Source organism: Brevundimonas sp. (genome assembly GCF_031412435.1).
Classification (GTDB): Bacteria; Pseudomonadota; Alphaproteobacteria; order Caulobacterales; family Caulobacteraceae; genus Brevundimonas.
The window spans coordinates 1-26,831 of the sequence record NZ_JANODA010000006.1; the positions used below are offsets into that span (position 1 = coordinate 1).

General features: G+C 67.4%; 30 protein-coding genes and 1 other RNA gene. 11 read left to right on the top strand and 20 right to left on the bottom strand.

The annotated features are described in order from the left end of the window. Positions 1-692: 5-aminolevulinate synthase (gene hemA / locus RMO01_RS00985; protein WP_309627186.1), on the top strand; the 692-nt coding region annotated here is incomplete at its 5' end. A gap of 110 nt (positions 693-802) precedes the next feature. Here the strand turns inward: hemA and RMO01_RS00990 are convergent. From RMO01_RS00990 to ffs, 12 genes are all read right to left on the bottom strand, one after another. Next, positions 803-1,774 carry a TraB/GumN family protein gene (locus RMO01_RS00990; RefSeq protein ID WP_309627187.1) on the bottom strand — a complete coding sequence of 324 codons (972 nt, stop codon included), beginning with the start codon at positions 1,772-1,774 and terminating at the stop codon, positions 803-805. Between the two features lie 30 nt (positions 1,775-1,804). After that, on the bottom strand, positions 1,805-2,392 hold the full coding sequence (locus RMO01_RS00995) for a hypothetical protein (RefSeq protein WP_309627188.1): 588 nt from the start codon (positions 2,390-2,392) through the stop codon (positions 1,805-1,807). 2 nt (positions 2,393-2,394) lie between these two features. Beyond that, positions 2,395-2,592: a helix-turn-helix transcriptional regulator gene (locus tag RMO01_RS01000; RefSeq protein ID WP_309627189.1), complete on the bottom strand. Its 198-nt coding sequence runs from the start codon at positions 2,590-2,592 to the stop codon at positions 2,395-2,397. 4 nt (positions 2,593-2,596) lie between these two features. After that, positions 2,597-3,019 (bottom strand): hypothetical protein, encoded by a 423-nt coding sequence (locus RMO01_RS01005; RefSeq protein ID WP_309627190.1) that lies wholly within the window; start codon positions 3,017-3,019, stop codon positions 2,597-2,599. 108 nt (positions 3,020-3,127) lie between these two features. Beyond that, the gene (locus RMO01_RS01010) at positions 3,128-4,351 is read right to left on the bottom strand and encodes a DNA recombination protein RmuC (RefSeq protein WP_309627191.1); all 1,224 of its coding nucleotides are present in this window, start codon (positions 4,349-4,351) and stop codon (positions 3,128-3,130) included. 288 nt (positions 4,352-4,639) lie between these two features. Beyond that, positions 4,640-5,686, bottom strand: coding sequence for an SPFH domain-containing protein (locus tag RMO01_RS01015; RefSeq protein WP_309627192.1), 1,047 nt, complete (start codon positions 5,684-5,686; stop codon positions 4,640-4,642). Continuing rightward, positions 5,683-5,919 (bottom strand): hypothetical protein, encoded by a 237-nt coding sequence (locus tag RMO01_RS01020; RefSeq protein WP_303695957.1) that lies wholly within the window; start codon positions 5,917-5,919, stop codon positions 5,683-5,685. The genes RMO01_RS01015 and RMO01_RS01020 overlap by 4 nt, the downstream gene beginning before the upstream one ends. A 64-nt stretch (positions 5,920-5,983) precedes the next feature. Then, entirely contained in the window at positions 5,984-6,598 is a 615-nt protein-coding gene (recR, locus tag RMO01_RS01025; protein WP_309627193.1) for a recombination mediator RecR, read from the bottom strand. Continuing rightward, positions 6,599-6,928 carry a YbaB/EbfC family nucleoid-associated protein gene (locus RMO01_RS01030; RefSeq protein WP_309627194.1) on the bottom strand — a complete coding sequence of 110 codons (330 nt, stop codon included), beginning with the start codon at positions 6,926-6,928 and terminating at the stop codon, positions 6,599-6,601. Between the two features lie 155 nt (positions 6,929-7,083). Then, positions 7,084-8,925 (bottom strand): DNA polymerase III subunit gamma/tau, encoded by a 1,842-nt coding sequence (locus RMO01_RS01035; RefSeq protein ID WP_309627195.1) that lies wholly within the window; start codon positions 8,923-8,925, stop codon positions 7,084-7,086. 228 nt (positions 8,926-9,153) lie between these two features. Then, positions 9,154-9,549, bottom strand: coding sequence for a DUF3597 domain-containing protein (locus RMO01_RS01040; protein ID WP_309627196.1), 396 nt, complete (start codon positions 9,547-9,549; stop codon positions 9,154-9,156). 125 nt (positions 9,550-9,674) lie between these two features. After that, an RNA gene (gene ffs / locus RMO01_RS01045) (signal recognition particle sRNA small type) lies at positions 9,675-9,768 on the bottom strand. Between the two features lie 75 nt (positions 9,769-9,843). Here ffs and nudC point away from each other — a divergent pair. Beyond that, on the top strand, positions 9,844-10,782 hold the full coding sequence (gene nudC, locus RMO01_RS01050; protein WP_309627197.1) for an NAD(+) diphosphatase: 939 nt from the start codon (positions 9,844-9,846) through the stop codon (positions 10,780-10,782). Between the two features lie 45 nt (positions 10,783-10,827). Here nudC and RMO01_RS01055 read toward each other — a convergent pair whose 3' ends face one another. Beyond that, positions 10,828-11,205: a four helix bundle protein gene (locus RMO01_RS01055; protein ID WP_309627198.1), complete on the bottom strand. Its 378-nt coding sequence runs from the start codon at positions 11,203-11,205 to the stop codon at positions 10,828-10,830. A 16-nt stretch (positions 11,206-11,221) separates the two neighbouring features. Further along, entirely contained in the window at positions 11,222-11,974 is a 753-nt protein-coding gene (locus RMO01_RS01060) for a 3-deoxy-manno-octulosonate cytidylyltransferase (protein WP_309627199.1), read from the bottom strand. Positions 11,975-12,126: 152 nt separating this feature from the next. Between RMO01_RS01060 and RMO01_RS01065 the strand changes: the two genes are divergently transcribed. Beyond that, on the top strand, positions 12,127-12,882 hold the full coding sequence (locus RMO01_RS01065; protein ID WP_309627200.1) for a cytochrome c family protein: 756 nt from the start codon (positions 12,127-12,129) through the stop codon (positions 12,880-12,882). Positions 12,883-12,943: 61 nt separating this feature from the next. On the opposite strand, the gene RMO01_RS01070 is transcribed toward RMO01_RS01065, so the two are convergent. Continuing rightward, positions 12,944-13,723, bottom strand: a complete 780-nt coding sequence (locus RMO01_RS01070; protein ID WP_309627201.1) for an NlpC/P60 family protein — start codon at positions 13,721-13,723, stop codon at positions 12,944-12,946. 134 nt (positions 13,724-13,857) lie between these two features. Between RMO01_RS01070 and RMO01_RS01075 the strand changes: the two genes are divergently transcribed. Further along, complete coding sequence (locus RMO01_RS01075; RefSeq protein WP_309627202.1) at positions 13,858-14,358, top strand: hypothetical protein; 501 nt, start codon at positions 13,858-13,860, stop codon at positions 14,356-14,358. Here the strand turns inward: RMO01_RS01075 and RMO01_RS01080 are convergent. Beyond that, positions 14,325-15,716: a leucyl aminopeptidase family protein gene (locus RMO01_RS01080; protein ID WP_309627203.1), complete on the bottom strand. Its 1,392-nt coding sequence runs from the start codon at positions 15,714-15,716 to the stop codon at positions 14,325-14,327. The two genes, RMO01_RS01075 and RMO01_RS01080, sit on opposite strands and share 34 nt — an antisense overlap. A 605-nt stretch (positions 15,717-16,321) precedes the next feature. Between RMO01_RS01080 and RMO01_RS01085 the strand changes: the two genes are divergently transcribed. Continuing rightward, positions 16,322-17,155 (top strand): tetratricopeptide repeat protein, encoded by an 834-nt coding sequence (locus RMO01_RS01085; protein ID WP_309627204.1) that lies wholly within the window; start codon positions 16,322-16,324, stop codon positions 17,153-17,155. Between the two features lie 3 nt (positions 17,156-17,158). Here the strand turns inward: RMO01_RS01085 and RMO01_RS01090 are convergent, their stop codons facing one another. Next, positions 17,159-17,734 (bottom strand): hypothetical protein, encoded by a 576-nt coding sequence (locus RMO01_RS01090; RefSeq protein WP_309627205.1) that lies wholly within the window; start codon positions 17,732-17,734, stop codon positions 17,159-17,161. A gap of 148 nt (positions 17,735-17,882) precedes the next feature. On the opposite strand from RMO01_RS01090, the gene RMO01_RS01095 reads away from it, so the two are divergent. The 4 genes from RMO01_RS01095 (at position 17,883) to RMO01_RS01110 (ending at position 21,192) form a co-directional block, all read left to right on the top strand. Continuing rightward, positions 17,883-18,338 carry an iron-sulfur cluster assembly scaffold protein gene (locus tag RMO01_RS01095; RefSeq protein WP_309627289.1) on the top strand — a complete coding sequence of 152 codons (456 nt, stop codon included), beginning with the start codon at positions 17,883-17,885 and terminating at the stop codon, positions 18,336-18,338. Between the two features lie 82 nt (positions 18,339-18,420). Next, positions 18,421-18,672: a membrane protein insertion efficiency factor YidD gene (gene yidD, locus RMO01_RS01100; protein ID WP_309627206.1), complete on the top strand. Its 252-nt coding sequence runs from the start codon at positions 18,421-18,423 to the stop codon at positions 18,670-18,672. Then, the gene (gene thrS, locus RMO01_RS01105) at positions 18,669-20,603 is read left to right on the top strand and encodes a threonine--tRNA ligase (RefSeq protein WP_309627207.1); all 1,935 of its coding nucleotides are present in this window, start codon (positions 18,669-18,671) and stop codon (positions 20,601-20,603) included. Before yidD ends, thrS begins: the two co-directional genes overlap by 4 nt. An 85-nt stretch (positions 20,604-20,688) precedes the next feature. Beyond that, positions 20,689-21,192: a ferritin-like domain-containing protein gene (locus tag RMO01_RS01110; protein ID WP_309627208.1), complete on the top strand. Its 504-nt coding sequence runs from the start codon at positions 20,689-20,691 to the stop codon at positions 21,190-21,192. Between the two features lie 115 nt (positions 21,193-21,307). Here RMO01_RS01110 and RMO01_RS01115 read toward each other — a convergent pair whose 3' ends face one another. Beyond that, positions 21,308-21,904 carry a CAP domain-containing protein gene (locus RMO01_RS01115; RefSeq protein ID WP_309627209.1) on the bottom strand — a complete coding sequence of 199 codons (597 nt, stop codon included), beginning with the start codon at positions 21,902-21,904 and terminating at the stop codon, positions 21,308-21,310. Between the two features lie 122 nt (positions 21,905-22,026). Here RMO01_RS01115 and RMO01_RS01120 point away from each other — a divergent pair, with 122 nt between their 5' ends. After that, the gene (locus tag RMO01_RS01120; RefSeq protein ID WP_309627210.1) at positions 22,027-23,232 is read left to right on the top strand and encodes an acetyl-CoA C-acetyltransferase; all 1,206 of its coding nucleotides are present in this window, start codon (positions 22,027-22,029) and stop codon (positions 23,230-23,232) included. Between the two features lie 11 nt (positions 23,233-23,243). Next, entirely contained in the window at positions 23,244-25,421 is a 2,178-nt protein-coding gene (locus RMO01_RS01125) for a 3-hydroxyacyl-CoA dehydrogenase NAD-binding domain-containing protein (protein ID WP_309627211.1), read from the top strand. 77 nt (positions 25,422-25,498) lie between these two features. On the opposite strand, the gene RMO01_RS01130 is transcribed toward RMO01_RS01125, so the two are convergent. Both RMO01_RS01130 and RMO01_RS01135 read right to left on the bottom strand, forming a co-directional pair. Next, a complete protein-coding gene (locus tag RMO01_RS01130) occupies positions 25,499-25,828 on the bottom strand; it encodes a hypothetical protein (RefSeq protein WP_309627212.1) in 330 nt (109 codons plus the stop codon). A 123-nt stretch (positions 25,829-25,951) separates the two neighbouring features. Further along, positions 25,952-26,788, bottom strand: coding sequence for an aldo/keto reductase (locus RMO01_RS01135; RefSeq protein WP_309627213.1), 837 nt, complete (start codon positions 26,786-26,788; stop codon positions 25,952-25,954). Between the last annotated feature and the right edge of the window lie 43 nt (positions 26,789-26,831).

Sequence of the window (26,831 nt, forward strand, 5' to 3'; positions counted from 1 at the left end):
CCCCCAAGCTGATCGCGTTCGAGAGCGTCTATTCGATGGACGGCGACATCGCCGACCTGGCCGGGACCATCGCCCTGGCCAAAAAATACAACGCCATGACCTATCTCGACGAGGTCCATGCCGTGGGCCTCTACGGCGCGAGCGGCGCGGGCGTGGCCGAGCGGGACGGGGTTCTGGCCGGGATCGACATCGTCGAATGCACCCTGGGCAAGGCCATCGGCGTCATGGGCGGCTATATCGCCGGCGACGCGGTGATCATCGATGCGGTGCGGTCGTGGGCCTCGGGCTTCATCTTCACGACCTCGCTGCCGCCGGCCCTGACGGCGGGCGCCCTGGCCTCGGTCCGGCATCTGAAGACGCACCCCGAACTGCGGGTCGCCCATCAGGAGCGCGCCCAGACCCTGAAGGACCGGTTCGCCGCCGCCGGCATCCCGGTAATGGCGAGCGAGAGCCACATCGTCCCGGTCTTCGTCGGCAATCCGGTCCACGCCAAGATGATCTCGGACATGCTGCTGGAAGACCACGGCATCTATGTCCAGCCGATCAACTATCCGACGGTGCCGAAGGGCACCGAGCGTCTGCGCTTCACGCCCTCGCCGAACCACGACGACGGCATGATGGACGCCCTGGTCGCGGCGATGGACAGGCTGTGGACCCACTGCCACATCGCCCGGATGCCGGTCGCGGCTTAGGCGACACGCCCTTCCGAATGTCTCTCATGTTGCCTGGAAGTCTGGCGTTTTGTCACGCTCACGCAAGCCGTTGATCGCATTCGGGCTGGTTTTGCGACAGACAGACGGTGCTACCGGCGCGTGACCTGGACGCCGCGCGCTTCCAGGATTTCCTGGACGCTGTCGTCGCCGGCGAGGTGGGCGCTGCCGACGGCGATGAAGGTCACGCCAGATCCTGCAAGCATGGTCTGAATCTGGTCGGCCCAGACAGTATTGCGGCGGGTGAGCAGGGCATCATAGATTTCCTGGGAAGCGGTGCGTATGTCGATGACGCCGACACGGTTTATGGTCTCGACATCCCCGGTCGCCCAAGCGTCCACGAGGGTGTCGAGCTCGGTCGTGGCCTCGTCGAAATCCTCCAGCGTCGAGCGCAGGAAGGCGAGCTGGGTCGCCTCTGACAGGCCGGCCAGGATTTCGACCTGCCGGTCGATGGTCTCCAGTCCCGTGACCGGCTTCCCAGCCTCCTCGGCGCGATGCTTGAGGATCAGTTCGACGCCCGACTTGGGATCGTAGCCGGCTTTCACCAGCGGAGCGACAGACAGGGACAGGGCGACCAGCCAGGGACGGAGGGGGTCGAACTGGGCCGCGCTCCCGCCGATGGAGCGGGCGGCCGTATCGAGAGCGGCGAGTTCCTCCGGCGTCAGCAGGCTGGACAGCGGCGTCTGGGGCGAGAGGCCGTACTGCTGGATCAGGGGCATCAGGGCGGCCTGATCGTCGGGATTGGAAATCTCGAAGATGACGTTCTGGCTGGCGTCGAAGGCGGCATCGACCTTGGCCGAACCCCAGGGGGTGTCGGGGCGCAACACATGGACCGTGCCGAACAGATAGATGGTCGAATCGGCGTCGGAGACGGACCACAGGGCCGGGCCCTCGCCGGTCGCCGGGACGATGGCGGCATGGTCGTGAGCGGGGACAGCATCCTGGGCGAAGGCCCTCGGCGCGCCGGCCAGCAGGGCGGCGGCGAGGCTGACCCCGAGGGCAATGCCGATGGTGGCCCGTCCAAGGGAGGCGGTGGTGGCTTTCAGGCGGCTGACGAGCGTCATGCTACAAAATCCTGTGGTGCGGGAGGGGGTTCAGTGGATGCCGCGGCGAGCGGCCGCGACGATGGAGGACACGAGGTACACGGCCATCAGGATGCCGGTCAGACCCCAGCCGCTGATCGTATCCACAAGCCCCAGCCGTTCGGCCGCGGCGTAGAGGAACAGGGCGGTCTGCAGCGCCCAAAAGGCGATGGCGCTGGTCTCCGCCATGACCTGTCGCAACATCTCGTCCGCACGGCGCCAGAGCATGACGTTGGCCACGGTCTGGATGGCCAGCAGGACCACGATGGCTGCAAACACGATGTCGGCCGTGACGAACGCAGAAGCGTAGAGGGGGGCCAGGAACATCGCTCCCGCGAGCAGGAAGACAACGATCTGAAGGACGCCGCAGCCCTTCGGTACGGTCGAGGGGCGCAAGGCCATGGTGATGGCGCTCAGCACGCCGATCGCGATCAGCGCGACGGCCATGGCCAGGGCCAGGCTGTCGGCCCAGGGCATGTTGCGCCCCTCGATGGCGTTAGCCAGGGCATAGCCTGTAAGGGCGCCGACGGCGGCCAGGGCCAGACCGCCGAGGATCTTGATGACGAGCGGCTGGGGCGAAATCTCGGAACGGGACATCATGATCAGGCTCCTTCGTCGGAGAAGATGGATTCGATGGGACGGTCGAACACGCGGGCGATCTTGAAGGCAAGCGGCAGGGAGGGGTCGTAGCGGCCCGTCTCCAGGGCGTTGACGGTCTGGCGTGAGACGCCCAGGGCGGCGGCCAGGTCGGCCTGGCTCCACCCGCGGTCGGCGCGCAGGGTTCTGAGGTGATTGTTCATGAGGTCACCGCCGCTTGAGCCACCAGGCGGCCCAGGCGACGCCGTAACCGACCGTCTGGCAGCCCGCGACGAGGACGGCGCCCACCATCAGGATGTCCTTGACCGGCGCCTCGCCGAGATCGCCCACACCGTAGCGAAGGGTCATCAGGATGACGCCGGCGAAGGCGAGACCGACGGTGGAGCCCCACCACCAGGCCCATTTGTGGGCTTCCTGCGCGGCTTCATCGAGACCCCTCCACCACCGGAAGCAGGCCCAGAGGCCGGCGGCCATGGCCAGGGCGACGGCCGTGGCGATCAAGGCGGCGCCGCCGAGGCTGGCCTCGTCGGAGGTCGCGCTGACGACGCCGGCCACTGCCCCGGCAGCCATGCCCGCGAGGATGCAGATACCCATGACGGCCCCGTAGCGCCTCAGCGGTTGTTCCGACACTCGAGCCTCCAGAGCCACGACACGCACCCTCATCGAAATGACAAGGATGTTTTACACCGACTGCAGCCGATGTCAAGCGAGCTTGTCAAAACTCGGGGCGCCGGTCAATCAGGCTCCGGCGGCCTTGTCGTGGACCAGTTCCGGGCGGCTGAGGACGCGGGGTGACTGGTCGATAGCGGACAGCTCGGGCAGGTCCTTGCCCTCGTGATCGACCTGCAGGTCCTCGAACCGTTTGGCCGAGACCATGACCTGGCTCTCCAGCGAGCCGACGAACTGGTTGTACTTGCCCACGGCCTGTTCCAGCGCCCGGCCGACGCCGAAGACGTGGCCGCCCATGACCGAGAGGCGCTTGTAGAGCTCCTTGCCCAGCTTCGCGACCTCGTCGGCGTTGCGCGACTGCTCCTCGGCCCGCCAGCCGTAGGCGACGGCCTTGCACAGGGCGAACAGGGTCGAGGGGGTGACGATGATGACGCGTCGCGCCATCGCATCGGTCATCAGTTCCGGTTCGCGGTCCAGCGCCGCCGACAGGAAGGCGTCGGACGGCACGAACAGGGCGACGAAGTCGGGGCTGGGCTTGAACTGGTCCTGATAGGCCTTCGCCGAAAGATCGCGGACGTGGTTCTTGATGCTGGCGGCGTTGCGGGCGGCCATGGCGGCGTCGCGCGCCTCGTCGTCGGGTTCGGCGGCGTCAGGAAAGGCCAGGGGGACCTTGGCGTCGATGACGAACAGGCCGCCGCCGGGCAGACGGACAAGGAAGTCCGGCCGCATCTGGCGACCCTCGTCGCTGGCGCTGGACGACTGTTCGGTGAAGTCGAACCGGCCCGCCATGCCGGCAGCCTCCAGCACGTTGCGGCAGGTCTGTTCGCCCCAGCGACCCCGCCGGCCGGTGTTGCCGCGCAGGACCTCGGTCAGCCGTTTGGCCTCGTCGCGGGTGGCGGTCGAGGCGATCATCAGGGCGGAGAGTTGTTCCTTCAGCGTGCCGGTCTCCTCCGCCCGCGCCTTCTCCAGAGCCGCGACCTGGGTTTCGAACTTGGCCAGGGTCTCGGCGACAGGCTTGAGCTGGGCCTCCATCCGTTCGCGGGCGACCCGGTCCTGGGCCTGGAAGGTCTCGGTGGCCCGGGTGACCATCTGGTCGGCGATGACCTGAGCGGACTGCGCCGCCTGGGCGCGCAGCAGATCGCCCATCGTGGTGCGGCTCTCCTCGACCAGGGCGACCTTTTCCTGGGCCGAAGTCAGGGCGTTCATCGCCTTCTGCCAGCCGAGGAAGGCCCACAGGAAACCGGCCGCGAGGACCAGCGAAACGACGGCGAGGATGATCGAGAGCGTGTTCATGCTCCGTTCCTTAGCGGGAGTCGCCGGGGCAGGCCACCGACCGGAGCGACTCCAGAAATAGACTCGACAGAGTCGACAGAGTCGCGCCGGGCCCAGAGCCAACCGACTCCCGGAGACGGAGTCCGGATAGTCCGTTGAGTCCGGAACGGGAAACCCGACTCCGGAAAACAGGAGTCCGGATAGTCCGTTGAGTCGGGTTCAGCATCAGGAGGGCGTGGAGCATCATGCCCGATCCTGACATCCGCCTGCGTCAAAATCGGACGCAGGTTTTCTCCGGAACGATCTTTCCTATTGCGCCGCCGCCGCACCGTCGCGCGAGGCGATCAGGGCCGAGATGTTGACGTCCGAGCCGACGACGCAGGTGTCGGCGCTGAGCGGGCAGATGCCGAGCGTCCGCTCGACCTCGCGCAGTCGAACCACCTCCGGATTGGAGCGGATCGATTCGGCCAGAAGGCGGTTGGCCTCGGCCTGGCCGCGCGCCTGGGCGATCCGGGCCTCGGCGTTGGCGCGTTCCAGATTGACGCGTTCGAGGGCCGCGCGCGTGTTCTGTTCGGCCGTGGTGCGCGACTGGATGGCGGCGACGACGCTCTCCGGATAGCGGATCGAACCGACCCATTCCATGCGGATGATGTCGAGCCCCTGGGGCGTCCATTCGCGCTGGAGCGCCTCCATGGCGCGCTGAAGAACAATCTGGCGGCCGGGGCCGATCAGCTGGCCGGGGCAGTCCTCGGCGTCCTGGGTGCCGACGGGGAGAGGCGCACCCTCGACCGGGGCGACGGCGATGATGGGCGCGCGGCCGGGAGCCCCCATTTCGGCATTACAGGCGACGGGCAGCTTCTCAGTCTCGCGGGCGATGGCGGCGCGCACCGAGGTCCGCAGCGGCCCGTCGATGAAGGCGTCGAACTCCTGACGCCAGGTCGCATAGAGATCGGCGGCCTTGTCTTCACGGACCTTGAAGGTCAGGGCGACGTCGGCCGTCATCGGCAGGCCGAGGACGTCGGAGAACATGATCTCCTCGTTCTCGCGGCCGTCGGCGTTGGCTTCGCGCGTGTAGGAATAGGTCCGCTGGAGCGTCTGATAGGTGCGGATCTTCTCGCCGATGCCTTCCCAGTGGAAGCCCGGGCCGAGTTCATCGCGCTGGACGCCGGGGTTGGGGCCGAACTTGGTGGTCTTGATGCCCATATAGCCGCTCTCGACCGTGACACTGCACGACGAGACGCTGATGCCGCCGACGGTGATCAGGACGAGGATCAGGACGATCAGGGCGATGGTCCGCCCCGCCGAGGCGCCGGGGAGAGAGGACTTCAGGCGGGTTACGTCGGCGCCGAATGTCATTGGTCGCTTCCCCCAGCGCCGAGCGCACGCGACGCCCAGGCGAATAATTTCCACGCGGCCCAGACGAGGGCCAGAACGCCGGCGATGCCGACGATCGAGGCTGTGATCAGACTGCCCGCGAAATGGGCTTCCAGGATCGCCGGCACAGCGTAGCGGATCAGGAAGATGAAGCCGATCACGAGGGCGGCGATGCCGGCGGAGGCGCCCAGCGCCACCCTGATCTCACGTCCCATCGCACGATCCTCCATCGGCCGGATCAGAGCGTGTTTGGCGGGGCGGTTCAACCCCGGCGTTTCGTCACGCCGGTCGTCTGGCCCGCAGCGCCTGGACGATGGTGCCGTCGTCGAGCCAGTCGAGGTCGCCGCCGACGGGAACGCCCCGGGCAAGAGAGGTGATCTCGACCGCGTTTCCGGCCCCCGTCGCCGAAATACGGTCGGCGAGATAGTGGGCGGTGGTCTGGCCGTCGACGGTGGCGGGCAGGGCCAGGACGACCTCGCGCACCTCTCCGCCCTTCACCCGGCCGACCAGTTCGGAGACGCGCAAAGCCTCGGGGCCGACGCCGTCGAGCGCCGACAGCAGGCCGCCCAGCACATGGTATTTGCCGCGGAAGGCGCCGGACCGTTCCATGGCCCACAGCGAACCCGCCTCCTCGACGACGCAGATCAGGGCGTTGTCGCGACTGGTGTCGGAGCAGATCGAGCAGGGGTCCCGGGTGTCGGGCGCGCCGCAGACCGAGCAGGACACGACCCTGGCCGCCGTCTCGGCCAGAGAGGCGGCGAGGGGTTCGAGAAGCTGTTCGCGCTTCTTCAGCAGGGCCAGGGCCGCGCGCCGGGCCGAACGGGGACCGAGCCCCGGCAGCTTGGCCAGGAGCGAAATCAGACGCTCGATCTCGGGTCCGGCGGAGGCGGCCACCTAGAAGAGTTTCGGCATGCCCGGGATGTTCATCCCCGCCATCGGACCGGCGGCCTCGCGCATGAGCTCGGCGTTGATCGCGTCCAGCTTGCGCTTGGCGTCGGCATGGGCGGCGACGATCAGGTCGGACAGGATCTCGGTGTCGCCCGGGACCATCAGACTGTCGTCGATCTTGACCGAGGTCACCTCGCCGGGCCCCTTCAGGCCGATCGTGACGAGGCCGCCGCCGGAGGTGCCCTCGGCGGTGGTTTCGGCCATTTTAGCCTGGGCGTCCTGCAGCTTCTGCTGCATCGCCTGGGCCTGTTGCATCAGGGCGTTGAGATCTTTCATGGGCTCTAGATAGGGCTCAATCCTCCCTCGCGCCAGCGGGGGAGGGGGACCGCGAAGCGGTGGAGGGGGCGACCCCAGACACGGTGCGTGGTTCCGCCCCCACCACCACGCTTCGCGCGGTCCCCCTCCCCCGTTCGCTTCGCTCCTGGGGAGGATCAGTCCTGATCCTCGTCAGCCTCATCCGGAATAGCGGGCATCTCGACCGAGGGCGCCAGGGTCTTGATCTCGCCGACGACGGCGCCGGGGAAGGCCGCGAGCACCGCCATCACGAAGGGGTCAGCCTCGACCTCGGCGCGTTCCTCGGCGCGGCCGCGCTTCTCGACCTCGATCAGGGTCTCGCCGCCGCCCTGGCCATTGGCGACCACGAACCACTGCCGGCCGGTCCACTCCTTGAGCCGGGACGACAGGCGGGTGGCGAGGTTGGCCGGGGCGCCGTCGACAGGTTCATAGGTCAGGGCGCCCGGCTTGAAGGCGACCGGGCGGACGTAGCGCTGCACGTCCATCTGCAGGGCGATCTCGCGCTTCTCGCCGATCAGGGCGACGACGGCCTCGAAGGTTTGCGGGTCGGGAAGGCTGGGCCGGGCGGCCGGGCGCATGGCGAGCTGGGCGGATGCGCCGCCCCCTCCCCCGCCGCCACGCGGCGCGCCGGAGCCGCCCGGCGTCTCGCCGTTCTGCAGCTTTTTCAGCGCCTCTTCCGGGCCGGGCAGGTCGGCGGCGTAGGCGAGACGGACGATGGCCATTTCGACGGCGTCGGCCGGCGATGGGGCGCGGCGCACCTCGTCCAGGGCCTTCAGCAGCATGGACCAGGTTCGCGACAGGGTGCCGGCCGAGACCGCCGCGCCCATGGCGGCCAGACGCTGGGCCTGGTCGTTGGGCAGACGGGTGGCGTTGGGGCCCAGCATCTTGGCGACCGAGGCGGCGTGGCAGTGTTCCAGCAGGTCGTTGGTCACCTGGACGGGATCGGCGCCGTAGCCGTAGAGGGTGCGGAAGGTCTCGATGGACTCGGGCGTGCGGCCGGCCATGATCTGTTCGAACAGGGCGATGGTCTGGGAACGGTCGGCCAGGCCCAGCATGTCGCGGACGGTGTCGGTGGCGACCGGCTCGCCCTTCTCGCCCTGGACCAGGGCCTGATCGAGCAGGGACAGGCCGTCGCGGACCGAGCCCTCGGCGGCGCGGGCGATCAGGGCCAGGGCGTCGTCCTCGACCTTCATCCCCTCCTTGCCGGCGATCCGGGCCAGATGTTCGACGAGGATTTCGGGCTCGACGCGACGCAGGTCGAAGCGCTGGCAGCGGCTGAGGATGGTCACCGGAACCTTGCGGATCTCGGTGGTGGCGAAAATGAATTTGGCGTGGGGCGGGGGTTCTTCCAGCGTCTTCAGCAGGGCGTTGAAAGCCTGGTTCGACAGCATGTGGACTTCGTCGAGGACGTAGACCTTGTAGCGCGCCTCTACGGGTGCGTAGCGGACGCTCTCGAGGATGTCGCGAATGTCGTTGACGCCGGTGTGGGACGCCGCGTCCATTTCCATGACGTCCATATGCTGGCCGGCCATAATGGAGGCGTCGTGGCGGCCGAAGGCGGTCAGCTCCAGCGAGGGCCGGTCGATGACGTCGGTCTCGTTGTTCAGGGCCCGGGCCAGCAGGCGGGCGGTCGTGGTCTTGCCGACGCCCCGGACGCCCGTGAGCATGAAGGCGTGGGCGATGCGGCCGGTGGCGAAGGCGTTGGTCAGGGTCCGGACCATGGCCTCCTGGCCAATCAGGTCCTCGAAGGTCTTCGGCCGGTATTTGCGGGCGAGGACCGTATAGGCTTCGCCGTCTCCCTCGACCGGGGCGGGGGTGGAGACGGGGATCGGTTTGACCGGTTTCGCTTCGACGGTCGGCGCGGCGACGGGCGCAGGAGCGGGCGCGCCGAACATGTCGTCGGTGTTCTCGTCACGCTCGGGCGCATCGTCGTCTTCCGCCCAGGGCGGATCGCCGGAATCAAGGTCGACGTCGGTCATGGGACCGTCTTACCGCGAGTAAGGCGGACCGCGCGACTCTCTGTCCGTTCTTTCGTCATCCTCAGGCGTAGCGCAGCGAAGACCGGGGGACGCAGCGGCGCCGAAGGCGATCTGTTCACTCACAATATCGAAGTGACGGTGCCAGCGACAGGTTCGCGCTCTCGCGCGCCGCGGGGTCCCCCGGTCTGCGCCGCAAGGGCGGCTTGCAGGAGGATGACGAAAGGAAAATTACGACGTCATATCGCGAGGCAGCTGGCCGCCGTTGTCCACGATCTTCTGGATCACCTGCTTGTGCAGCCAGATGTTCATCGAGGCGCTGTCGGACATGTCGCCGGTGTAACCGAGCTCATCGGCCAGTTCCTTGCGTTCGGCGAGCGAGCTTTCCATGCCCAGAAGCTTCATCAGGTCGACGATCGACGTCTGCCAGTTCAGCTTCTGGTCCCGCTGGTCGTTCATGAAGTTCAGGATGCCGGCGACATCGACCGGTTGAGCGGGCTGAGGCGCTGTGGCGGCGGCGGCCGTCACCTGGGGCTGGACCGGCGTGGATGTCGGCGCAGGCTGGGCCGCAGGCTTGTCCTTGTCGCGGTTGAAGATCTTGCCGAGGATGTTGCCGAGAATGCTCATGATATCGCTCCGGTTGGACGGACCAAGGGAGCGAGCGGGAACGGTGAAGGTTCCCGCCAGAGCCATTCACCCCGCGCTCATGCAGCAAGCGACCGCGTCGCGAGCGTTAGCGCACCAAGAAAAAAGGAAGTGGAGACCGCGACCCGAAGGGGAATTCGTTGTGGCTGCTGCCTTCCGGCCCTGACCAGGTTGGCGAAGCCTTCGCCCGCGATCTCCGAGGTCCATATCGCGAATCGCGGCGGCGAGATCAAGGCGCCTCTCCCCTGCGATGCGGAACGGCGCTAGAGAGCGGCCATGGCCCTCCCCGTCCTCAATACCTTCGCCGGCAATCCGCTGGATCGCGCTGGAGACTTCCGAAACACGCCCGAATGGCTGGTCGAACAGGGCGAGAGCCCGGACGCCCTGTCCATGGTCTTCTGGGACGGGCAGCCCCTGCTGGAGGACCACCCGGACGGGCCGCGACTGGCCTGGCTGGCCCTGACCCATGCGCGCGACGTGATACGCGACGCCGATCGCGAGATCTTCCTGGGCCTGTGGAAGTCGGCGCCGGTGTTCGCCGTCGAGTTCGAAGGACCGTCGGATCCGGCCGAGGGTCCGATCAAAGGGCTGGGCGCCTTCACCGGGATGCGCGAGGCGGCGGCGGTGCTGTTGGGCCCTGAGGCGGCCATGGCGGGCGGGGCCAAGTCCCTGTTCGACTGGCGGCGGAAGCACGGCTTCTGCGCCAACTGCGGGCATGAGACGAAGACGGCGGCGGGGGGCTGGCGGCGGGTCTGCCCGAGTTGCAAGACCGAACATTTCCCGCGCGTCGACCCGGTGACCATCATGCTGCCGGTGTTCGAGGGGCGCTGCCTGCTGGGGCGTCAGGCGGCCTGGCCGGCGGGGCGGATGTCGGCCCTGGCGGGGTTCCTGGAACCCGGCGAGACGATCGAGGAGGCCTGCGCCCGCGAGATCAAGGAAGAGGCGGGGCTGACGGTAACGGCCGTCCGCTATCACTCCAGCCAGCCCTGGCCCTTCCCGTCGCAGCTGATGATCGGCCTGATCGCGGAGGTGTCGGACGACAACGCAACGCCGGACATGACCGAGCTGGAATCCGTCGCCTGGCTGACGAAGCAGGAGGCGCGCGCGGTGCTGGCCGGCGCCCACCCGATCAAGGCGCCGCCGAGGTTCGCTATCGCCCGCACCCTGATCCAGGCGTGGGTGGACGGGTTCGAGGTGGAAGGGACTGGGGATTAGGGGTTAGGGGTTAGGGGTTAGGGACTGGGGACTGGGGACTGGGGACTAGGCTGGAGGGTCGGGCGGCGCTGCCAATCGTGATCGAAGCGCGTTCAGCATCCGGCCAACCTCTTCGGTCCTCTCCAGGAGCTCCTGCACCTTTTCCTGCGGCGCCAGCTCAAGCCGCTGGATGATGATGAGGAAAGTCTCGAGTTCGGCAGCCGACCCTCGCGCAATACCCACGAAGTGAGCGTAGTCCCGGCGCGTGTTTCGGCCATTGCCCTCTGCGATGTTCGCCGGAATCGAGCTCGATGCACGGATGATCTGGCTCGTGAGCCGATACGCTTCTTCCTTCGGGAGAAGACGGGTCAGCCGATGGACATCACAGGCAAGGTCGACACCCTTCTGCCAGACGAGAAGGTCCTTGTAGGATTTCGCAGTCACGGCGCGGCCCTCCGACCTAATCCCTAGTCCCTAGTCCCTGCTCTCTGCTCGCCAGCGCCCGCGCCGCCTCCAGGTCCGCGGGGTTGTCCACGGAGATCGGCGCTTCGGCGATCACCGCCGCCCAGATCGACAGGCCGATCTCAAGCGCCCGCAGCTGTTCCAGTTTTTCACGTTTCTCCAATGGCGAGGGCGGGGCGGCGCAGAAGCGCTTCAGCGCCTCGCGGCGGTAGCCGTAGACGCCGATGTGACGCCAGACGGGCGCGTCACCGTAAAGCGTCGAGCGGGTGAAATAGAGGGCGCGGCCGTGTTTCCGCCCTTCCGCGATGGCCAGCACCGCCTTGACCACGTCGACATTGGTCCGGTCCGAGATATCGGCCTCGGGCGCGACGAGGGTGGCGATGTCGCAGCCGGGCTCGCCATGCAGAAGGGCGGCGCAGGCGGTGGCGATGCCGGGATCGGCCAAAGGCATGTCGCCCTGGAGATTGATGACCGAATCATATTCGCCGTCGGGGTCGAGCATCTCCAGAGCGGCCAGGACCCGGTCGGAGCCGCTCGGCAGGGCCGGATCGGTCAGGACGGCGCGGCCGCCCGCCGCCTCGATCACATCGACGATCTCCTGGTCCCCCGCCGCCACGGCGACCGGCAGGCCCGACAGGAGGGCCTGTTCCCAAGCCCGGATCACCATGGGTTTGCCCCCGATATCGGCTAGCGGCTTGCCCGGAAGGCGGGTCGCTGACATGCGAGTGGGTATCAATATCAAAGGCGTCACGGCGGGCCTTCCGGTTATGCGACGCCCCGCCACTCAAAGTGAGGTCCGGGGCCGGTTGCGAAGGCGGCGCTAGCGTGTAAGAGACCGCCAATCAAGATTTCGCCCGGTTTGCCGAGCCGGCCGGGCCTCTAGAAGCGGGATGCGACGACGCGATGAGCGGCGATCTGAAGTGGAACAAGATTTTCGGCGCGGGCCTGGGGACGGTGTTCGCCATCCTGGTGGTCCAGCAAGTCTCTGGCGCGATCTACGCGCCGCATGCCCCGGAGAAGATGGGCTATCTGGTCAACGTCCCTGACGAGGCCGATGCGGGCGCCGCCGAGGTCGAGCTGGCTCCGGATTGGGGCACGGTCCTGCCGATCGCCGATCTGGCCGCCGGTGAAGCCGCCTTCGCGCGCTGCCAGGCCTGCCACAACATCGCCGCGGGCGGCGCGAACGGCATCGGTCCGAACCTTTACGGCGTCGTCGGTGGTCCGGTCCTGCACAGCGCCGGCTTCGCCTATTCGGACGCCATGATCGCCCACAAGGCCGTGGCGCCGAACTGGGGCTATGACGAACTGGACCAGTTCATCACCGCGCCGAACCGCTATGTCTCCGGCACCAAGATGTCGTTCGCCGGCCTGCGCGACACCCCGACGCGCATCAACCTGATCGCCTATCTGCGCAGCCAGGGTTCGGCGGGTTATGCGATCCCCGCTCCGGATCCCGCGCGCCAGCCGGGCGCGGCCGCGCCGGCCGAGGGCGAAGTCGCCGCTGTGGACGGAGCGGTTGCTCCGGGCGCCGAGACGGCCAGCGCCGAAGCCGGCGGTCCCGCCGGCGCGGCTCCGGCGACAGCCGCCGGCGCAGGCGCTTCGGCCACCCAGACGGGCGATGTCGCAGCACCCGCCGCGACGAGCGCTCCGGCGCAATAGGCGGTCGAATAGTTCTGAGTTCGAGCAGGCGGCCTTCGGGCCGCCTGTTTCGTTTCAGGCGTCAGAGACGCCGGAAGACGGCGGGCTCGAAGCCGTCGGCGAGATAGCGGGCGTCGGCCCCGGCGAAATCCTCGATGGTCACCGCGCCGTGAAACCCCGTGGCGTGGATGACGCGAGTCTCGTCGAGGATGAAGGCCGAATGGCCGGTCCAGCTCTGGCCGCCGGAAAGGTTCAGCCAGACGATGATGTCGCCGCGACGGGCCTGATCACGCGAGATCGCGACGCCGAGCCGGGCCTGGCCGTCGGAACGGCGCGGGCCGGGGAGGCCGCAGGCGTACAGGGCCTGTTGCACCAGGCCGGAGCAATCGGTCGCCACCGACGAGCGGGCGCCGAGGCTGTGAGGCACGCCGAGGAGGCGTTCGGCGACCGCGACGGGATCGGCGTCGAAATCGCCGATGGGAGCGCTGTCGAGGACTTCGTCGGTCAGGGCGTTCAGCGGCAGGGCGGATTTCGCAGAGGTGATGCGGCGCGTCGGCAGGGCGCGATACGGAACGAGGTCGGCGGCGTCCATCCAGCCTACGGTTCCATCCCGACGGGCCTGGCCCCAGACGCGTCCGCCGCGCCGGTCGAGGACGTCGAAGATTTCGCCGTGCAGAAGCTGGTCGATCCGCTCCGATGTCGGATCCGCCTCGGTGTGGATGTCGGCGACGGGGACGCCGCCCCGCATCGGCTCGGTCGCGCGGAAGGCCTCGGCCCGGACGCGCCCCTCCAGCCCCTGCGCAGCCAGATCGGGCCGGGCGAGGGTGGTGCGGGGGTCAAAGTCGGTCGAGAGGTCGTTCAAGCGAAGGCCCTGACGGTTGGCTGATCCTTGTGCCAGACGAAGGCGAAAGTCCCGTTAATGGGAAGACAGTCTGTGCACATCTTGATTCACGCTCCGGGGATGCCAGTTCAGTGCGACGGGATTTCGGAGGGGTGATGCTGGCCTTGGCCTTGATGACGATGATGGTCGCGGCGGTCGTCGTTCTGTTTCCCGAGACAAAGGTTGCGCGGTCGCTGACCCACCGGCTGATCGAGGCGCCGGCGCGGTGGCTGAACCGGACGGCCGTGTGGCGGATCGCCTTCTATTCCGCCCTGGTCGGGGTGGGGATCGTGATGACCCTGCTGTTCGAGGCCGAAGGGCTGATCGTCTACGGCTTCATGGCGCCCGAGATCCTGGCCTGGGCGGTGATGTTCGACGTCGGCGTGATGATCGACGCCCTGCTGATCACCGCAGCCGTTCTGGCGTCCAACGGGCTGAAGGTCGCGCGGATACAGGGACGCGTCCTGGTCGACCGGCTCGTCACCCGGGTCCGCGCCTGCTCGGCCAGCCGGACGCGCAAGGTGCGGTCGCCGGGCTCGCGGGGGCCACTCAACTCCGACGACGATCGACCGGCGTTGGCGGGTCAGCCCGCGTATCGCGCCTTCAGCATGGCGTAGGCGGCGCGCAGGCTCTGGGCCTCGCCGCCCTCGGGGTGGCCAGGGCGCCCCCGGCTGTTCCAGGCGAAGACGTCGAGATGGGCCCAGGCGCCGGTCGTCGGAGCGAATTTCTGCAGGAAGAGGGCGGCGGTGATCGACCCGCCCTGGGCCCAGGCGGCCGAATCGTTGCGCACGTCGGCGATGTCCGAATCGATGGCGGCGCGATAGCCGGGCCATAGCGGCATCCGCCACAGCGGATCGCGCACCCGATCCGCCGCCGCCAGCAGATCGGCGGCCAGGGCCTCGTCATCCGTATAGAGGGGTGGCAGTTCTGGCCCCAGGGCGACGCGCGCGGCCCCGGTCAGGGTGGCGAAGTCCAGCGTCAGGTCGGGGTCGTGCTCGCCCGCCCGCGCCAGGGCGTCGGCGAGGATCAGCCGGCCCTCGGCGTCCGTATTGCCGATCTCGATAGTCAGACCCTTGCGGCTGTTGAGCACATCGCCGGGCCGGAAGGCGTCGCCGGAGATGGCGTTCTCCACCGCCGCGACCAGAACCACCAGGCGAATGGGCAGGTCAGCCTGCATGACCAGTCGGCCGAGGGCGAGGGCGTGGGCGGCTCCGCCCATGTCCTTCTTCATATTGCGCATCCCGGCGGCCGACTTGATGTCCAGCCCGCCGGTGTCGAAGGCGACCCCCTTGCCGACCAGGGCGATCAGGGGCCGGTCGGTCCTGTCCAGATTCCAGCCGATCTCGATGATCCGGGGCGCGCGATGCGGGGCGGCGGCGCGGCCGACGGCGTGGATGGCCGGGTAGTTCTCCTCCAGCAGATCATCGCCGGTCACAACAGAGATCGAGGCGTCGTGAGCCTCGGCGATCTCGCGGGCGATGGTCTCCATCTGCAACGGCCCCATGTCGGCGGGCGGGGTGTCGACCATCTCGCGGGCGAGGGCGCAGGCGGCGGTGATGCGCAGAGCTTCCGCCGTGTCGAGGCCATCGGGTGCGACGAGCCGCACATCGGGGCGATCCTTAGACTTGTAGCGATCGAAGGCGTAGCGGCCGAGCAGGAAGGCCAGGGCCGCGACGCGGGCCTCCTCCGTTTCCGCCTCCAGCCGGTAGAGGCCGGCGGGCAGTTTCGCCGACAGGGCGCGGGCGCTCATCGGATCGAAGCTCTTGCCGGCGCCGACCAGCACATGGTCGATGCCGCCGGAGGCGTCGGGGACGGCCAGCACCTCGCCCGTCTTGCCCCTGAAACCGAGCCGCCCGGCCCAGGCCTGGGCCGACGGGGAGAGCGCGGCCTTCGGACCGACGAAACGGACGGGAACGGCGGCGGCCGCATCGGGGGCGTCGGCGGCGATGAGGGCGGCGGGCGAGATCAGGGTCATGAGCAACAGTATCCTATCGGTATCATGGAGCCGCAGCGCTGATCGACCAAGGCGGTCCAACAAGAAGGAGAGCAATAAGGCTCGAGATTTGATACAATAACGCTATGTTTTGTCTCTATACGGACGAACTGTAATAATCGGGCGATTTTCTGTCAAACGAGCTTTGCAATCCGCTCCTAAGCACACGTCCGTAGGCAGACGGCTTACACGGGCGGAGACGCACTCCGACGACCTGGTGAAATAGAAGGACACCATGAAAAACCAGACGGGGCGCGCTTTAAAGCGGCCCCCGGCCTGGCTTGAAGACCTGATCGTTCTCACGATCAAGATCATCAGCAGGTTCGTGGATTTGGGCTAGCGCCTATCTGCGAAGACGCCGCCGAGGTTGGCCCCTCGGCGGCGTTCCTGTTTGGGCTGGCGAACCTCGCCCACGCGGCTCTGACCTGGTGAAAGGACGAAAGCTCGCGGCTGTTAGAACGGAGCAATCGATTTTTCAACCACGAAAAGCTTCGCATCATCACGGGATAGGACCCGGGGCGGATATTAACCAATGCTTGACGCGAAGCGCCGATTCTTGAGGGGCAGAAATCCGATCGGACCGTCCCATGTCGCGCACCCGGGCCTCAAGCTCAATCGCACTGATCGCCCTGACCCTCGTGGGGGGCCTGGCCCTGTCCGGCCCTGCGTCCGCCCAGACCGAACAGGTCGCAGCGCCCCGCGTCCCCGCCACGGCCGAGCAGCGCGCCGCCTACAGCCGCCTCGATCCGCTGGCGCGGTCGGTCTTCTGGTCGCGAGAGGTCGAGGTCAATCCCGCCGACCCAGTCGCCGGGGTGAAACTGGCCGAGGCCCTGCGCCAGATGGGCCAGAACGACCAGGCCGTGGTCGCCGCCCAGCAGGTGCTGGTCAACCAGCCCCAGAACGTCGACGCCATGCTGGAGATCGGTCGGGCCCATATCGCACGAGGTCAGGCCTTCTACGGCATCGCCGCCCTGGAGCAGGCGAAGTCGTTGGCCCCCGACGACTGGCGGCCTCTGTCGTTGCTGGGCGTGGCCTATCAGCAGGTGCGGCGCGCCGAGGACGCGAGGATCGTCTGGAACGAGGCCCTGCGCCTGTCGCCCGACAATGCCGAGGTGATGAACAACGCCGCGATGGCCCAGATGACGGGCGGTGACCCGGCGGGCGCGGAGACTTTGTTGCGCCGCGCGGTGGCCCAGCCGAACGCCTCGATGCAGATGCGGCTGAACCTGGCCATGGCGCTGGGGCTTCAGGGCAGGATCCCGGAAGCCGAACAGATCATCCGTCGCGACCTGCCGCCCGAAGCGGCCGAGCGCAATCTTGAGTGGCTGAGGAACCAGGTCCGGCCGACGACGGCGGGGGTCGACACCGACACCGCCTCCCCCGCCCTGGTCCGGACCTGGTCCTCGCTACAGGGACAATAGTCTTCAGCCGCCCTTGGCGTCAGCGAGTTCGAGACGGGCGCGCAGGCGTTCGTCGGTCGAGACCGCGCCGGCGATGGCGTTGAAACGATCCAGAGCAAGACCCGAGGCCGAGACCGCGGCGGCCATGGCGGCCTGCTGTTCCGTGGTTGGAGTCGCGCCGTCGGCAGGAGCGGCCGCACGCACCTGAACCATGGCCGCTCCGAATTGAGCGACCTCGGCGTCGGTCACAGAGGCGGCGACCGAACCGGCCGGCGACTCCGGGGTGGCGAGGACGGCGAGACGCGCCTGCAGAACCGCGTCGGTCGAGACCGCGGTGGCCAGGGCGTTGAAGGCGGTGATGTCCATGCCCGAGGAGGCGACGGCAGCGGCCATGGCGGCCTGCTGGTCGGCATTCGGGGTCGTGCCGTCGGTCGGAGCGGCGGCGCGGACGGCGGTCATGGCCGTGCCGAAGGCCTGAAGTTGGGCGTCGGAATATTCGGTCGCCTGGGTCGCGGTGGTCAGCGGCGCGGCGGCGGAGGCCTGGACGGCTCCACCCAGCAGGGCGACGGCGGAAACGGCGGCGATCAGGGTCAGGCGCATGCAAAATCCTTGGCAGTTCGGAGACATAAGCGTCGGGGACGGAAAGAACGCTAACCCGGCAATCGTTCCGATGACAAATCACCTGACCTGACGGATGCGTGAGGTCGTCGCCTTCTCGGGACGCCTCGCAGGGCCTATATCGGCGGACATGATCGACGACCTCTACAGCACCCGCATCCTGACGCTGGCGGCCAACCTGCCGCACGCCGGGCGGCTGGCTTCGCCCGCGGGCACGGGCGAGAGGGTCGCCAAACTGTGCGGATCCAGGGCGACGGTCGATGTCGTGCTGGATGCGGACGGTCGTGTCGCGGACTTCGCCCAGGATGTGAAGGCCTGCGCGCTGGGCCAGGCGGCGGCGGGCGTGGTCGGCGAGGTCGTCATCGGCGCGACGACCGGGGAATTGCAGGCGGCCCGGGACGCCATGCTGTCGATGCTGAAGTCGGGCGGCGACGGCCCGGAAGGCCGGTTCGAGGGCCTGCGCGCCCTGAAACAGGTCGCCGACTACCCCGCGCGTCATGCCTCCACCATGGTCGCCATCGAGGCGACGCTGGAGGCCGTCTCACAGGCTCTGGGAACACGAACTCGTCTCGCGGGCGCCGCCTAGGACATCCTTCTTGGTCTACCGCGCTTCGCGCGACTTGAGACCGAGTTGCCCTCGCCGGCGCGGCAAGGGATAAGCCCGCACCATGGCCAGCTCCGGCACTCTCTACGAACGCGGCGTCCGCGCGGCCCATCGGGGCTACAAGGTGACGCTTAGCCCCTTCTTCGGCCAGTCGTGCCGGTTCCTGCCGACCTGTTCGGACTATGGCCGCGACGCCCTGATCCAGCATGGTTTGCGAAAAGGAGGATGGCTCACCCTGCGTCGGCTCTGTAAATGCCACCCCTTCGGCGGGTCGGGATACGACCCGGTTCCGCCAGTCGAGACCAATACGCCATGATCGAACTGAAATTCCCCGACGGCGCCACGCGCGAGTATCCGGCCGGATCGACCGCGCGGGACGTGGCCCACGCCATCTCGCCGTCCCTGGCCAAGAAGGCCGTGCTGGCCGAGCTGAACGGCGAGCAGCGCGACCTGAACCGGGTGCTGGAGACGGGGGGCGATTTCCGTCTGATCATGCGCGACGATCCCGAGGCGCTGTACACGATCCGCCACGACACGGCCCACGTGCTGGCCGAGGCCGTGCAGAAGCTGTTCCCCGGCACCCAGGTCACGATCGGCCCGGCCATCGAGGACGGATTCTATTACGACTTCTTCCGCGAGCAGCCCTTCTCGACCGACGATTTCGCCGCCATCGAGAAGGAGATGTCGAAGATCGTGGATCGCGACGCGAAGTTCGAGCGCGAAGTCTGGGACCGGGACGAGGCGATCACCTTCTTCGAAGCGCGCGGCGAGAAGTTCAAGGCCGAACTGATCCGCGACCTGCCGGGCACGGACACCATCACCCTGTACAAGCAGGGCGACTGGATCGACCTGTGCCGGGGGCCGCACTTCCCGTCGACCAAGTCGGTGGGCAAGGCGTTCAAGCTGACCAAGCTGGCCGGGGCCTACTGGCGCGGGGACAGCAATCGCGAACAGCTGCAGCGCATCTACGGCACGGCCTGGGCGACGAAGGAAGATCTCGACGCCTATCTGCTGCGTCTGGAGGAGGCCGAGAAGCGCGACCACCGCAAGGTCGGCAAGGCGATGGAACTCTTCCACATGCAGGAAGAGGGCCGGGGCATGGTCTTCTGGCATCCCAAGGGCTGGGTCCTGTGGCGCGTGCTGGAGGCCTATATGCGCCGCCGCCTCGACGCCGCCGGCTATGTCGAGGTCAAGACGCCCCAGGTGCTGGACCGCAAATTCTGGGAACAGAGCGGACACTGGGACAAGTACCGGCCCAATATGTTCGTCTGCGAGACGGTCGAGGGCGAGGAGCTGAGCCTGAAGCCGATGAACTGCCCGGGCCACGTGCAGATCTTCGACCAGGGCCAGCGCTCGTATCGCGAACTGCCGCTGCGCATGGCCGAGTTCGGAGCCTGCCACCGCTATGAACCGTCGGGATCGCTGCACGGCCTGATGCGGGTGCGCGGCTTCACCCAGGACGACGCTCACATCTTCTGCCGCGAGGACCAGATCGTCGAGGAGACGTCCGAGTTCATCAACCTGGCCCGCAGCGTCCACGCCGACCTCGGCATGGAGACGGCCTACATCAGCCTGGGCACACGGCCCGAGAACCGCGCCGGAACGGACGAGTTCTGGGACAAGGCCGAGGCCCTGATGGCCGAGGCCGCCCGCGCCGCCGGAACCGAGCCGGTCGTGACCGAGGGCGACGGAGCCTTCTACGCGCCCAAGCTGGACTTCATCGTCAAGGACGCCATCGGCCGCGAATGGACCTGCGGCACGATCCAGCTCGACTACGTCCTGCCGGAACGACTGGATGCGACCTACATCGCCGAGGATGGTCAGAAGCATCGTCCGGTCATGCTGCACCGGGCCATTCTGGGCTCGTTCGAGCGCTTCATCGGCATCATGATCGAGAATTACGCCGGGGCCTTCCCGCTGTGGCTCGCGCCCGTGCAGGCGGTGGTGGCGACGATCACCTCCGACGCCGACGGCTACGCCGAGGAAGTGGCCGCCAGGTTCAAGGCGGCGGGCCTGCGCGTCGAGACCGATCTGCGCAATGAGAAGGTCGGCTACAAGGTGCGCGAACACTCGGTCGGCAAGGTGCCAGTCATCGCCGTCGTCGGCCGCAGCGAAGCCGAGAAGGGCGAGGTCGCCATTCGCCGTCTGGGTTCGCAGGCGCAGGAGGTGGTCTCCGTAGAGGACGCCATCCGCATCCTGACCGAGGAGGCCACGCCGCCGGACCTGAAACGACTCAAGACCGCCTAGAGTCGCTTCGCGTACGTAGGAACCATGGTGATCCCAACGGATTTGATGCTGCGCGCGCTGGGCGCATCATCAAGAGGTTTGCACCATGGCCGAGAAAACACTCGACACCCTGTTTCACGACACGCTCAAGGACATCTACTACGCCGAGCGGAAGATCCTGAAGTCCCTGCCGAAGATGCAGCGGGCCGCACAGTCGCCCGAACTGAAGGCCGCCTTCGAGAAGCACAAGAGCCAGACCGAGGGCCAGATCGAACGCCTGCAGCAGGTGTTCGAGATCATCGACAAGCCCGCGCGAGGCAAGACCTGCGACGCCATCGAAGGCATCCTGGCCGAGGGCGAGGAGATCATGGAAGAATACAAGGGTACGGCGGCGCTGGATGCCGGCCTGCTCGCAGCGGCCCAGGCCGTCGAACACTATGAGATCACCCGCTACGGCACGCTGAAGCGCTGGGCGCTGGTGCTCGGCCTGAACGACGCGGCGAAACTGCTGGACGAGACCCTGCAGGAGGAAAGCCAGACCGACGAGGACCTGACGACGATCGCCGATGCGGCCGTCAATGCCGACGCCATGCAGGCCAAGGCCGCCTAAGGGCGTTGCCGAAGAAGACCACGAAGCCGGCGGGAGCGATCCCGCCGGCTTTCGCGTTTTGGGCGCCGACGGGTTCAACGTCGAGGCGGTCTGCCAAGCGCCCGCGTGGACGGCGTCAGGGCCTGCGACCGTCGATATTGCCCGGCGGAGAGTAGCGGCAGGCCAGCACGGCCCGGTCGCCCCGGCTTTCGACCGCGCAGCCGACGTGGGTCGTGTCGCGCCAGATCAGCTGGGTGTAGTGGCCGACCGCGATCCAGTCACCGGTGCGACTGACGTTCGGGAAGACGCCCGGCCGATAGGAGGCGCGCTCCTTGACCCAGTCGCCAACCATGTCCTCGGGCGTGAAGGCGCGGGCGCCCCACCCCATCCACAGGTTCTCGCCATGGCCATGCGGGCGCGGATCGTGGGCGAAGCGGCCGCTGTCGATCAGCTCGACGGCCCAGTCCCGCGCCTCGGCCTCCAGCGTTTCGCTCCAGATCAGCGGCCGCGCGTTGTCCTGCGCCCTCGCCCGATTGTGGGCCGCCAGGAGTCGCGCCTCGACCTCATCGGACGGTCGGGCGTCGTCAGCGGGCACGATGGATCGCAGCGTCCGGGCCTGTTCGGAGGCCGGTTCGATCCAGGGCGCTTCCTCCGTCGGGCCGGACTGGGCGCAGGCATTCACGGCCGGGGCGAGCACGGCGAGGATTGCAGTGAGAAGGCTTCGGGTGTTCATCGCACAGAAATCCCCCGCGATGGGGGCTGTTCCAAGGCGCGACAACTCTTATCTTGACGTTGACGTAAACGTCGGCTTTAGACGCTTGACCTTCCAATCCGTCCTCAATGGAGACTGACCCCATGACCGAGGCCTATATCTACGACGCCGTGCGCACGCCGCGCGGCAAGGGCAAGAAGGACGGATCGCTTCACGAGATCACCGCCCTGTCGCTGGCGACCCAGGTTCTGGAGGCGCTGCGCGACCGCAACGGCCTGGATACCTCCAAGGTGGACGACGTCATCCTGGGCTGCGTCTCGCCGGTGGGCGAACAGGGCGCGGACATCGCACGCACGGCCGTTCTGTCCGCAGGCTGGGCCCAGACGGTGGCCGGCGTGCAGATCAACCGCTTCTGCGCCTCGGGCCTGGAGGCCGTGAACATGGCTGCGGCCAAGGTGAAGTCCGGCGAGGCCGATTTCGCCGTCGGCGGCGGTGTCGAGGCGATGAGCCGCGTGGCCATGGGCAGTGACGGCGGCGCCTGGCCGGTGGACCCCTCCTCCGCCTTCCCGACCTATTTCGTGCCCCAGGGCGTCTCGGCCGACATGATCGCGTCGAAATACGGATTCAGCCGCGACGACGTGGACGCCTATTCGATGGAGAGCCACAAGCGCGCCGCCGCCGCCTGGGCCGACGGTCGGTTCTCGAAGTCGGTCGTGCCGGTCAAGGATCAACTTGGCCTGGTTCGTCTGGACCGTGATGAGACCATTCGTCCGAACACGGACATGCAGTCGCTGGGCGGGCTCAACCCGTCCTTCGCCATGATGGGCGAGATGGCCTTCGACGCCGTGATCAGCCAGCGCTACCCCGAGGTCGAACGCGTCAATCACGTCCACACGCCCGGCAACTCGTCGGGCATCGTCGACGGTTCGGCCGGCGTCCTGATCGGCACCCTGGAGGCCGGCAAGGCCTTGGGCTTGAAGCCCCGCGCGCGCATCAAGGGCGCCGCCTCGATCGGCTCGGAGCCTTCGATCATGCTGACGGGTCCGGAGTTTGTGACCAACAAGCTGCTCGGAAAGCTGGGCATGACGGTCGCCGACATCGACGTATGGGAGCTGAACGAGGCCTTCGCGGCGGTCGTGCTTCGCTACATGCAGGCGCTGAACATCCCGCACGACAAGATGAACGTGAACGGCGGCGGCATCTCCATGGGTCATCCGCTCGGCGCCACCGGCGCCATGATCACCGGCATCGCGCTGGACGAGCTGGAACGCTCGAACAGGGAAACCGCCCTGATCACCCTGTGCATCGGCGGCGGCATGGGCACCGCAACCGTCATCGAACGCGTCTGAGGATCACGAGCATGGAAAACTTCAAGATCGACGTCGACGCCGACGGCATCGCCCTGGTCACCTTCGACGTGCCGGGCCGTTCCATGAACACCCTGACGTCCAGCGTCATGGCCGAGCTCCCCGCTCTGGTCGAACGCATCAAGACCGACGACGCCATCAAGGGCGCGGTCATCACCTCGGGCAAGGCCTCGGGCTTCTGCGCCGGGGCTGACCTCGGCGACATGGCCGGCGGATCGCTGGCCGGTGGCGGCGACCTTCAGGCCGCGTTCGACGCGGGCTGGAAGATGAACGGCTCGTTGCGCGCGCTGGAAACCTGCGGCAAGCCGATCGCGGCGGCCATCAATGGTCTGGCGCTGGGCGGCGGTCTCGAGCTGACGCTGGCCTGCCACTACCGCGTGGTCGGCGACGATTCGAAGATCCAGCTCGGCCTGCCCGAGATCAAGGTCGGCCTGTTCCCCGGCGGCGGCGGCACACAGCGCCTGACGCGCCTGATCGGCGTGCAGGCGGCGATGACGGCGATGAGCGCCGGGTCCTCGTGGAGGCCGAACGACGCCAAGGGCGCGGGCGTCGTCCACGAAGTGGTCGCCAAGGGCGCCGAAGTCGAGGCCGCCAAGGCCTGGATCAAGGGCGGCGGCAAGGCCGTGCAGCCGTGGGACTCGAAGGACTTCAAACAGCCCGGCGGCGGCCCCTACCACCCGGCCGGAATCCAGAACTTCCTGGTCGGCAACGCCATGATCCGGAAGCAGTCCTACGGAAACTATCCGGCGGTCATCAACCTGATGAAGGCCGTCTATGAAGGCATTCAGGTCCCGATGGACGCGGCCCTGAGGATCGAGACCCGCTATTTCATCAAGACCCTGATGACGCCCCAGGCCCAGGGCATGATCCGCTCGCTGTTCCTGTCGAAACAGGAGCTGGACAAGGGCGCCGTTCGCCCGGCGAACATCCCCGCCTCGGACGCCCGCAAGGTCACCGTCATCGGCGCCGGCATGATGGGCGCGGGCATCGCCTATGTGCAGGCGCTCGCCGGCATCCAGACCATCCTGATCGACCGGACGCAGGAAGACGCCGACAAGGGCAAGGCCCACGTCGAGGAGCTGCTGAAGAAGCGTCTGTCGCGCGGCCAGCTGACCCAGGACAAGTACGACGCCCTTCTGGCCTCGGTGGTCGCCACCACCGACTACGACCAGATCAAGGGTTCGGACCTGGTCATCGAGGCCGTGTTCGAAAATCGCGAAATCAAGGCCGACGTGACGAAGCGGGCCGAGGCTCAGCTTGAAGCCGGCGCCGTGTTCGGATCGAACACCTCGACCCTGCCGATCACCGGCCTGGCCGAGGCGAGCGTGCGTCCCGAGGACTTCATCGGCATCCACTTCTTCTCGCCCGTCGACAAGATGATGCTGGTCGAGATCATCCTGGGAGAGAAGACGGGTCAGGCGGCGATCGCCAAGACGCTCGACTACGTCATGAAGATCAAGAAGACCCCGATCATCGTCAACGACGGCCGCGGCTTCTACACCTCGCGCTGCTTCGGCACCTACGTGGCGGAAGGGTTGGCCATGCTGGAGGAAGGCTATGCGCCTGCCCTGATCGACAACATCGGTCGCATGACCGGCATGCCGCGCGGCCCGCTGGAAATGCACGACGACGTCGCCCTCGATCTGTCGATGAAGGTGTCGAAACAGACCGCCCTCGACCTCGGCGACAAATACGTTCCGCTGGCCGGGGCCGAGATCATCCGCACCATGGTCGAGGACCTGGGCCGCTACGGCCGCAAGAACGGCAAGGGCTTCTACGACTACGACGTCAAGCCCAAGAAGCTGTGGGCAGGTCTCGCCGAACTGGCGCCGGTCAGGATCAACGACTCGACACCCGAGCTGGTCGAGGACCAGAAACAGCGCCTGCTCTATCGCCAGGCGGTGGAAGTCGCGCGTTGCTGGGAAGAGGGCGTCATCGACGACCCGCGCGAGGCCGATGTCGGCGCCATCCTGGCCTGGGGCTTCGCGCCCTGGACCGGCGGGCCGATCACCTACATCGACCAGATCGGGCTCAAGGCCTTCGTGGCCCAGGCGGACGACTACGCCGCCCGCTACGGTGATCGTTTCAAGGTCCCGCAACTGCTGCGCGACATGGCCGCGAAGGGCGAGACCTTCTACGGCAAGTTCACGGGCGCCAAGGCTGCGGCCTGATCGCCTTCAGGGCCTGAAAAAGACAACGGCCCCGGGATCGCTCCCGGGGCCGTTTTCTTAGATGATCCGTAGACGGATCAGCCGCCGGTGAACTGGAAGGTCGTGCCGTTGATCTCGCACATGTCGACGCGCTCGACATAGGCGGAGCCGTCATCGAAGCTGTAGGCGAAGTCGTACATGCAGTCTTCCAGGTCGTCGTCGACGGTGATTTCGACGGTGTCGCCGGGCTCGACCTGGACATCGAGGATGTTGTCACTCCACTCGTCCGAGGACGACTGGCCGTACAGGATGGCGTCGATGGTGTGGTCGCTGTTGTTCTCGATCGAGAACGACACGGCGCCCGTCTGGGCGACGGCCGGGACGGCGATGGCGGCGGCCGCCGCGACGATCATGAGCAGGCTACGCATGGTGGAAACTCCCCCAGGCCGACGACATGTCGGCGCAATGGAGATTTCCTTATCCGAACAAGGGTCAACCGAAAAGCGTAGCCATATGCCTCGTCATGATCCGTCAGTGAGAGTCGGGCGACGTCAGATGATGTCCAACGGCTGGGCGGTCGAGGGCGGCGGGAAAGCCCGGTCAAGGGCTTCGATGTCCTCGTGGTCCAGTTCGATGTCCAGCGCCGCCGCATTGGCCTCGACATGGGCGACGGTCGAGGCCTTGGGGATGGCGATGACGCCCTCCTGACGCAGGACAGCGGCGAGCGCGATCTGGGCCGGGGTGGCGCCATGCCGGTCGGCGACGGCCAGCAGGGCCGGATGATTCAACAGGTCGCCCCGGCCCAGCGGCGAATAGGCCATGACAGGCATCAGCCGCTCCTGCTGCCAGGGCAGAAGGTCGAACTCGATCCCGCGCGAGCCGAGATTGTAGAGGAGCTGGTTGGTCGCGCAGTGCTCGCCGCCGTCGACCTGATCGAGCCGGTTCATCGTACGGATTTCGAGATTGGACACGCCCCAGCGGGCGATCATCCCCTCGTCGATCAGTTCCTCGAATCCCGCGACGATCTCTTCCAGCGGATGCCGGCTCTCCCAATGCAGCAGATAGAGATCGAGGCGGTCGACACCGAGCCGTTCAAGCGACTTCTCGGCATGGAGCATCATGGTCATCTCGCCGGCGTTCTCCGGGCGGATCTTTGAGACCAGAAAGACCTCGTCGCGGCGGTCCTTGATGACCTCGCCGACCAGCCGTTCGGCGCGACCGTCGCCGTACAGCTCGGCCGTGTCGATCAGGGTCAGGCCCAGGTCGATGCCGCGCGACAGGGCGGCCTGTTCGGCGTCACGGGTCTTCGGGTCGTCGCCGATCATCCAGGTCCCTTGGCCGAGGACCGGAACGATCGTACCGTCGGAGAAGCTGGTCATACGGGTCATGGCGACATCAATGCACCACGTCGCGTTCGGCTTCAAAGGCCTC